At 51.4% G+C, this 8,039-nt stretch carries 4 protein-coding genes; 2 read left to right on the top strand and 2 right to left on the bottom strand.

Translation table 11 applies throughout. The features are described from left to right. Window position 1: 1 nt before the first annotated feature. Window positions 2–2,407, top strand: coding sequence for a phosphoketolase family protein (locus BMZ71_RS09975; protein ID WP_086990016.1), 2,406 nt, complete (start codon window positions 2–4; stop codon window positions 2,405–2,407). A gap of 230 nt (window positions 2,408–2,637) precedes the next feature. On the opposite strand, the gene BMZ71_RS09980 is transcribed toward BMZ71_RS09975, so the two are convergent. Together BMZ71_RS09980 and BMZ71_RS09985 are read right to left on the bottom strand one after the other, a co-directional pair. Further along, window positions 2,638–4,419, bottom strand: coding sequence for an ABC transporter ATP-binding protein (locus tag BMZ71_RS09980; RefSeq protein WP_068561540.1), 1,782 nt, complete (start codon window positions 4,417–4,419; stop codon window positions 2,638–2,640). Continuing rightward, window positions 4,400–6,157, bottom strand: coding sequence for an ABC transporter ATP-binding protein (locus BMZ71_RS09985; RefSeq protein WP_086990013.1), 1,758 nt, complete (start codon window positions 6,155–6,157; stop codon window positions 4,400–4,402). Before BMZ71_RS09985 ends, BMZ71_RS09980 begins: the two co-directional genes overlap by 20 nt. 123 nt (window positions 6,158–6,280) lie before the next feature. Here BMZ71_RS09985 and BMZ71_RS09990 point away from each other — a divergent pair, with 123 nt between their 5' ends. Continuing rightward, a complete protein-coding gene (locus BMZ71_RS09990; RefSeq protein ID WP_086990010.1) occupies window positions 6,281–7,120 on the top strand; it encodes an AraC family transcriptional regulator in 840 nt (279 codons plus the stop codon). Window positions 7,121–8,039 lie beyond the last annotated feature (919 nt).

An 8,039-nucleotide genomic window follows, 5' to 3' on the forward strand; every position in this document is an offset into this window, starting at 1 on the left:
AATGACTGCATTTGATTCAAAAGCGTATCTGGACAAGGTGGATGCCTTCTGGCGCGCCGCCAATTTCATCTCCGTGGGACAGCTGTACCTGAAGGACAATCCCTTGCTGCAACGCCCGATCGAGGCGGCTGATGTGAAACTCCATCCAATCGGCCACTGGGGAACCATCTCCGGACAGAATTTCATCTATGCCCACTTGAACCGCGTCATCAACAAATATGACCTGAACATGTTCTACGTCGAAGGACCGGGACATGGCGGCCAAGTCATGGTTTCGAACGCCTATCTGGACGGTTCCTATACGGAAATCTATCCGGAAATCACCGAGAATCTGGAAGGTTTGACGAAACTCTACAAACAATTCTCCTTCCCCGGCGGGGTCGCTTCCCATGCGGCACCGGAAACACCCGGCTCGATCCATGAAGGCGGCGAACTCGGCTATTCGCTTTCTCACGCGACCGGCGCCATCTTCGACAACCCGGAAGTGATCGCGGCGACTGTCGTTGGTGATGGGGAAGCTGAAACCGGTCCGTTGGCGGCCGGTTGGTTCTCCAATGTGTTCATCAACCCGGTAACCGATGGGGCTGTTTTGCCGATCCTGTACCTGAACGGCGGCAAAATCTCCAATCCGACGATCCTCGACCGTAAATCGAACGAAGAATTGACGCAGTACTTTAACGGCATGGGCTGGGAGCCGTTGTTCGTGGAAGGGACCGATCCGGAAGCGGTGCATCCGATCATGGCGCAAGTGTTGGATACGGCTGTCGAGAAAATCAAAGCGATCCAAACCGAAGCCCGTAAAGGCTCCGCAGCCGAAGCGAAGATGCCGGTTTGGCCGGTCATCATTTTCCGCACCCCGAAAGGCTGGACGGGTCCGCAAACATGGGACGGTGAACCGATCGAAGGCGGCTTCCGCGCTCACCAAGTGCCGATTCCGGTGGATGCGCATCATATGCAACACATCGATGCGCTGGTGGATTGGATGCAGTCCTACCGTCCCGAAGAGTTGTTCACTGCCGACGGCCAATTGGTGGCTGAGCTGAAAGAAATGGCACCGAAAGGCGACCGACGGATGGCTATGAATCCGGTCACGAACGGCGGAATCGATCCGAAACCGCTCAATATTCCGGATTGGAAGCAGTATGCCGTCGACACGACCGTACCGGGCGCAGTCATTGCCCAGGACATGATCGAGTTCGGTAACTTCGCGCGCGACCTGGTCGTGGACAATCCGGATAACTTCCGCATCTTCGGACCGGATGAAACCAAATCGAACCGCCTGAACAAAGTCTTCGAAGTGACGAACCGCGTCTGGATGGAAGCGATCGATCCTGCGTATGATGAATGGCTTTCTCCGTCCGGCCGTGTCATCGATTCGCAGTTGTCCGAACACCAGGCCGAAGGTTTCCTGGAAGGCTATGTCCTGACTGGGCGCCATGGTTTCTTCGCCAGTTACGAAGCCTTCCTGCGCGTGGTTGATTCGATGATCACCCAACATTTCAAATGGTTGCGCAAAGCCAAAGAACAGACGTGGCGCAAACACTATCCGTCCTTGAATTTGATCGCGACTTCGACCGTGTTCCAACAGGACCACAATGGCTACACCCACCAAGATCCGGGTTTGTTGACGCACTTGGCTGAGAAGAAACCGGAATTCATCCGCGAATACTTGCCGGCGGATGCGAACTCCTTGATGGCCGTGATGGCGGAAACGATGGCTTCCGAGGAACAGATCAACCTGATCGTATCTTCGAAACACCCGCGTCCGCAATTCTACTCTGCGGAAGAAGCGGAAGTATTGGTCAAAGATGGCCTGAAAGTGATCGACTGGGCTTCGACTTGCGGAGACGAAGAACCGGATGTCGTGATCGCAGCAGTGGGAACGGAACCGAACCTGGAGGCACTTGCGGCAGTCACGATTCTGCACAAGCAGTTCCCGGCATTGAAGATCCGTTTCATCAACATCGTGGATCTGTTGAAACTGCGCCATCCGGATGTGGATCCGCGCGGCTTGAGCGATGAAGCCTTCGACGCCTATTTCACGGCCGACAAACCAGTCATCTTTGCTTTCCACGGTTTTGAAGGCTTGATCCGTGACATCTTCTTTGATCGCCACAACCATAACCTGCACATCCATGGCTACCGCGAGAATGGGGACATCACGACACCATTCGACATGCGCGTCTTGTCCGAGATGGACCGTTTCCACTTGGCGCAGGATGCGGCCAATGCTGTTTACGGCGAAGAAGCGTCAGCCTTCTCGCAAAAGATGACGGAAACGGTGGACTTCCACCATAAGTTCATCCGCGAGAACGGCGAGGACATTCCGGAAGTGATGGAATGGGAATGGGAAGCTTTGGAAGGTGCGGCAGCAGCCAAAGAACTGATCGCAAACAAAGCGGACTGACGTAAGAAAAACTGTTAAAAACATCAAAAAGATGCGTTCCCGCGCCTAGGAGCAACTGCTCCAAGGCCGGGAACGCATCTTTTTCGGATATTTTTTGTAAATGGAGAAGCTGCCGGGAAATACGGCAATAATCATGTTCGTGGGACCGCGTTGCGGGCAGGTTGTCCGATTCGATCGGGTTATCGGACAACCTGATCAGACAGTGCGTTCAGCTATGCGGCTAACGTTATTCACACGGCCTGCAGCAGGTCGTATTGGGATTGGTAGAGATGGTGATACAGGCCTTTTTTGGCCATCAGCTCTTCATGGGTGCCGGCTTCGGCGATATTGCCTCCTGCCACGTAGAAGATCCGGGAGCTGTTTTTGATTGTCGACAGCCGGTGGGCGATGATGAAGGAAGTCCGGTCTTTCAGCAGTTTCTGGAGGCCTTCCTGCAGCAGTTCTTCGGTCCTGGTATCGATGCTGGCGGTAGCTTCATCGAGAATCAGGATCTTCGGATCGGCAAGCAGGGCCCTGGCAAAGGAGAGCAATTGTCGTTGGCCAGCCGATAGGGTACTGCCGCGCTCTTCAACAACGGTGTGGTAGCCGTCCTTCAGGTTTTGAATGAAATCATGGGCGCGTACAACTTTCGCGGCTGCGATCACTTCCTCCTCGGTTGCATCGAGCTTGCCGTAGCGGATGTTTTCCAGAATCGTACCGGAGAAGATGAAGGTATCCTGCAGCATGACGCCCATTTGGCTGCGCAAGGAGCCGAGGGTGACATCGCGGACGTCGTGACCATCGATTTTGACGCTGCCTTCATTGATGTCGTAGAACCGGCTCAGCAGATTGATGACGGTCGTTTTGCCCGCACCTGTTGGACCGACTAAAGCGATGCTCTGTCCCGGTTCGATATGGAAGTTGACCTTGTGCAAAATATCTTTGCCTTCCTCATAACGGAAGGTTACATTTTCGAAGTCGACTGCGCCTTTGACTGGCGGCAACTCGTAGGCGTCCGGCGCATCCTGGATGGAAGGCACCTCGTCCAATGTTTCGAAGATGCGCTCCAAATAGGCCGTGGCAGTGATCAAGGAATTATAGAAGTTCCCGATATTGATGACGGGATTCCAGAAATTGTTGATGTAGCCGATGAAGGCGATCAATGTTCCGGTCGAAACGGACACACCGATCTGACGGATGCCCACAAAATAGATCAGGCAGGTCGTCAGTACCGAAATATTCAGTACACCGGGCCACATCAGGAATTGGATTTTGACGGCTTTCATCCAAGACGTCCGGTATTCCTCGCTGACTTCATTGAAGATGTCATAATTGACCTGTTCGCGGGCAAACGATTGGGTGATTTTGATTCCCGAAATGCTTTCGTGGATATAGGCGTTGAGGTTGGACTGTTTGTTGCTCAAAATCTGAAAGGCTATCCGCTGGCGCTTTTTGATGAACAGCACCAGTCCGAAGAGAACCGGCAAAAGAGCCATGCTGTAAAGCGTCAAACGCACATCGATGAGAAGCATGAAGCCCAATGTGATCACTACATTGAAAAGGTCAGAAATCAGATTGATGAGCCCATTGCTCAGCAGGTCGCTCAGCGTATTGATATAATTGACTACGCGGATCAAAATCTTGCCGTGGGGCCGGTTGTCGAAGTAAGCAAACGGCAGGCGCTGCAGATGTGCAAAAATATCGTAGCGCATGTCTTTCAGAATGTCCTGGCCGACTTCGGTGATGGCATAGATCCGATAGCGCATGCACCAGCCGATCAGCACAAGGGAAAGGATGAAGATCCCACCCAAACCCAACAGCTGGGGCACATTTCCTGACGGTATCAGGTCATCGATTGCAATTTTTGTGAAATAAGGTCCCGCCATGCCGGCGATGTTCGCCACAATGATGACAGCCAATATTTTTGAAATTGGTTTTTTGTAGGGGCGGATATAGCCGGCCAAGCGCCGGTAATGTCCCCAATTGAATTCTTGTTCTAAGCTTTCGTCGACATCATACGTATTGCGTGCCATTGATTTCCCCTCCAGTCAATCCGAGTTGTTTGCAGTAAACGTCATAGTATTTCCCTCGCTTGGCCAAAAGTTCCGCATGGGTTCCTTGTTCGACGACTTGGCCTTTTTCCATCATCAGGATCAGATCTGCATCCCGCACCGACGAAATCCGGTGGGCGATGATGAAGGTCGTTTTGTTTTCCGTCAATCCAAGCAACTCCTGTTGGATCTTCGATTCGGTTTCCATGTCGACCGCGGAAGTGGTGTCATCCAAAATAAGGATGGCCGGATCCTTCGCCAATGCCCGTGCCAAAGAAATACGCTGCTTTTGCCCCCCAGACAAACCGACTCCGCGTTCGCCGACAATCGTGTCGTATCCTTGGGGCATACTTGTGATGAAGCCATCCGCATCGGCGATCCGGGCCATTTGTTGGATGTAGGAACGGTCCACCTGCGGATTGCCGAAAGCGATGTTGTCCTCGATCGTATCGGAAAACAGGAAAACGTCCTGCATGACCATGGCGATGTTCTCCCGCAATTGGCGGACCGGGTAGTCTTTGGCACTTTTGCCATCGATCAGGACGGTTCCCGAAGTGGGATCGTAGAATCTTCCCACCAGATTAACAAGCGTTGTCTTGCCTGAGCCTGTTTCGCCCAAGATCCCCAACGTCTGTCCGGGACCTACCGTAAAGGAGACGTGCGACAGGATATCCGTTCCGGGGTCATCGGAGAAGGCGAAAGAGACATCGTCGAATGTGACGGTCCCCTTGATCCGCTGGTGCTCTTGGACAGCCGTTACCGGAATCCGCGCCTCTGTGTCCAACATGTCACGGATTTTGACGCAGGCGGCGGAGAAGCGCTGGACATCGTTGATGAGCCAGCCGCTCATCCGCATCGGCATATTCAGCATCCAGAGGAACCCATTGAAGGCGACCAAATCTCCCATCGACATTTCCCCGCGGATGACGTACAAGCCGCCGAGCACCAAGGCGATTGCATTCAGTGTTCCGGCGAAACCGTCGAGCCAAGGGAGATAGGTACGGGATACAGCTGCGGAATCCAGATTGCGGCGCTTAAAGTCTTCGTTGTGCTTCGTGAATTTTTCGATTTCATGGTCTTCCCTCGCGAACGCTTTGACGATACGGTTGCCGCCGATGTTTTCTTCCACCATCGAATTCAGCCGGGAGAAACTTTCCCTGATCTGGAAAAATAGCGGGAAGGCTTCTCGGGACATCTTTTGCGTCAGTATGAAGATGACCGGCGTGACGGCCACCAAAGCCAGCATCAGCGGAAGGTGGATTGTGCCCATGACTGCGACGGCCATCACGAACCAGAGGATGCTTTCCAGGATGTTGTAGGTGACCCAGGAAACAAAGTGACGGATAGCATCGGTATCCCCGGTCATCCGGGCCATGATATCCCCGACCCGGGTATGGTTGAAGAAGTCGAAGTCCAACTCCTGCAGTTTCCGGTACATATCCTGGCGCAGCACAAAGAGTGTGTTTTGGCCGATCCGCTCAAACAGCATCTGGTAGCTGTAGCGGATGGTCGTCCGGAAGAGCGTGATGCCGATCATCAATGCCAAAATCGGCACCAATAAATTATCCTGCCCGCCATCGATGACTTTGTCGATCAATTCCCCCGCCAAGAGCGGATTGATGATGATCAGGAGGGCATTCAGGAAAATAAATAATAAAGCCAGTAAGCTTTTGGATTTGTATGCCTGTGCGTAGCGCCAAATCCATTGGTAATGATTCATAAGACAGTCCTCCTCAAAAAAAGTGTATGTTAACAGGTTACTGTTTTTTTTAGGAATGAGAATGGCTTTTCTTCGTCAGATTCCTGTACAATATAAGGGTATTCAACAGAAAGGACTTTTGCGATGGCCTACACACACGTACAAACATTCAATCCCGAAATTCTCTATGCTTTCGATCCGCTGAACGAAGCCGGAAACTATTCCAAAACGCACAGCCACAACTTTTTGGAAATCAGCATCCTGCTCGAAGGGGAAGCAGATTACTTGGTGGATGGGGAACGGCAGGACGTGGGAACCGGCACTGTCATGCTGTTCAATCCGGGAGTGAAACATGCGGAGCGGCAAAAAGAGGGCACATTTTCCCATCAACTGCATATCGGTTTGACGAACCTTTCGCTGAACGGACTTCCCCGTAATCATTTTCCGAACAAACGCGCATTGCTGGATCTTGGCTGTTATGCGGATGCCTTCATGGAGAAGGCCTGGCGGGTGACGAAGGAGTTCAACGAGCAGCGGAGCGAATATCAGCTGATGGGCAAAGGGCTGATATTGGAGATGCTGGGGTTGTTGCTGCGCAGTCTGGAGGACGGATCCGATAATACGCTTCCGCCGGCGCTTTCCCAAACTGCCGTGCGTCAACAGCATCTGGTGAACCATGCCGTCTATTATCTGGAAAACCACCATTCCGAAGAAATCACGTTGGAACAATTGGCGCAACAACTCTTCGTCAGCCCGGCCCATCTTTCAAAAATCTTCAAGGAAGCGACCGGATTGAGTCCGATCCATTACCTGATCCACGTGCGCCTGAAGCATGCGAAGGAACTGCTGAAGCAGGAAGAATGGACCATCAAAGAAGTCGCCCAGGCTGTCGGCTATCAGGACGCGTACCACTTCAGCAAACTGTTCAAGAAATACTACGGGACTGCGCCTTCGCAAGTCGCTAAGGAAGAGCGAACGGTATAGGAGTATCAATAACAAGAAAAGGAGCCGACTCAAGTTGAGGCGGCTCTTTTTGTTGGAAACTTCCGGATACCTGATGGCATAACGGTGAACGCAAGATCCGGCCCTCAGTTCCGTTGAACCGAGGCTTGGCCGGAGTTTAGGATTTTATTTCAGTTGTTCTCCGATGAGGATGACTTCGCCGGAGAAGGTGCCGATAGTTAGCGTTGTCCTCCTGCGAGCGGGAGCCTCACCGGAGCTATAATCAGATTCCGGTCCCTCCGGCCAGAGGAGCATCGGATCGGATTCGAGAATAATCATTACTGACAGGCCCTTCTTGACTTGGCCGTGCCTGATATCACTCTTCAAGTAAGAAAGCTCATGGTTTAGTTCGTTAGGTGGGAGTTCTTCTTTGCGGAATCGAAGCAACCGTAACCCTGCCAACTGTTATTTTGTATCTTTTCCTTGATATCTGCGGATGATACTCTTAAACAACGCTTTAAATAAACGTTTTAATAAAATTTTTCAAGAAATCAGTAAACCGTTGTGCTGAATTGCTGGAAACGCATCAAGAGAAATGTTTAGACTTAAAGAAAGAGGTGATTTTTGTGTCAATAAATGCAAAACAAATCATTGACCTGAATTATTCATACTACCCGAAACTTTGACATGAATAACCCTATTTCATCTGCAGTATTGGATTTTTGGCAGAGTTGTTATTTTTTCCCTTTCAAAATGTCTCTTAGAGACGAAAAGAAGCACGGAGTGCGATTGTTATTGTGTTTTTGGGCATACTAATCCCTTTGTTCGAACGATTTTTTTAAATTAGCGGGATCTCACCAAGACAAGGATTGAATTTGCCGTAAGATATGAAAAAATTCGTCTTGATAGACATGATGGGTACTGAGTTTTAGCATCATGCGTCTTCCGCTGTGGATCAGTT

Origin of the sequence: Trichococcus flocculiformis, from assembly GCF_900113645.1 — a bacterium.
GTDB classification, from domain to species: domain Bacteria; phylum Bacillota; class Bacilli; order Lactobacillales; family Aerococcaceae; genus Trichococcus; species Trichococcus flocculiformis.

Coding starts and splice junctions, on each gene's coding strand:
- BMZ71_RS09975 (WP_086990016.1), top strand. CDS start 2: ATGACTGCATTTGATTCAAAAGCGTATCTGGACAAGGTGGATGCCTTC.
- BMZ71_RS09980 (WP_068561540.1), bottom strand. CDS start 4,419: ATGGCACGCAATACGTATGATGTCGACGAAAGCTTAGAACAAGAATTC.
- BMZ71_RS09985 (WP_086990013.1), bottom strand. CDS start 6,157: ATGAATCATTACCAATGGATTTGGCGCTACGCACAGGCATACAAATCC.
- BMZ71_RS09990 (WP_086990010.1), top strand. CDS start 6,281: ATGGCCTACACACACGTACAAACATTCAATCCCGAAATTCTCTATGCT.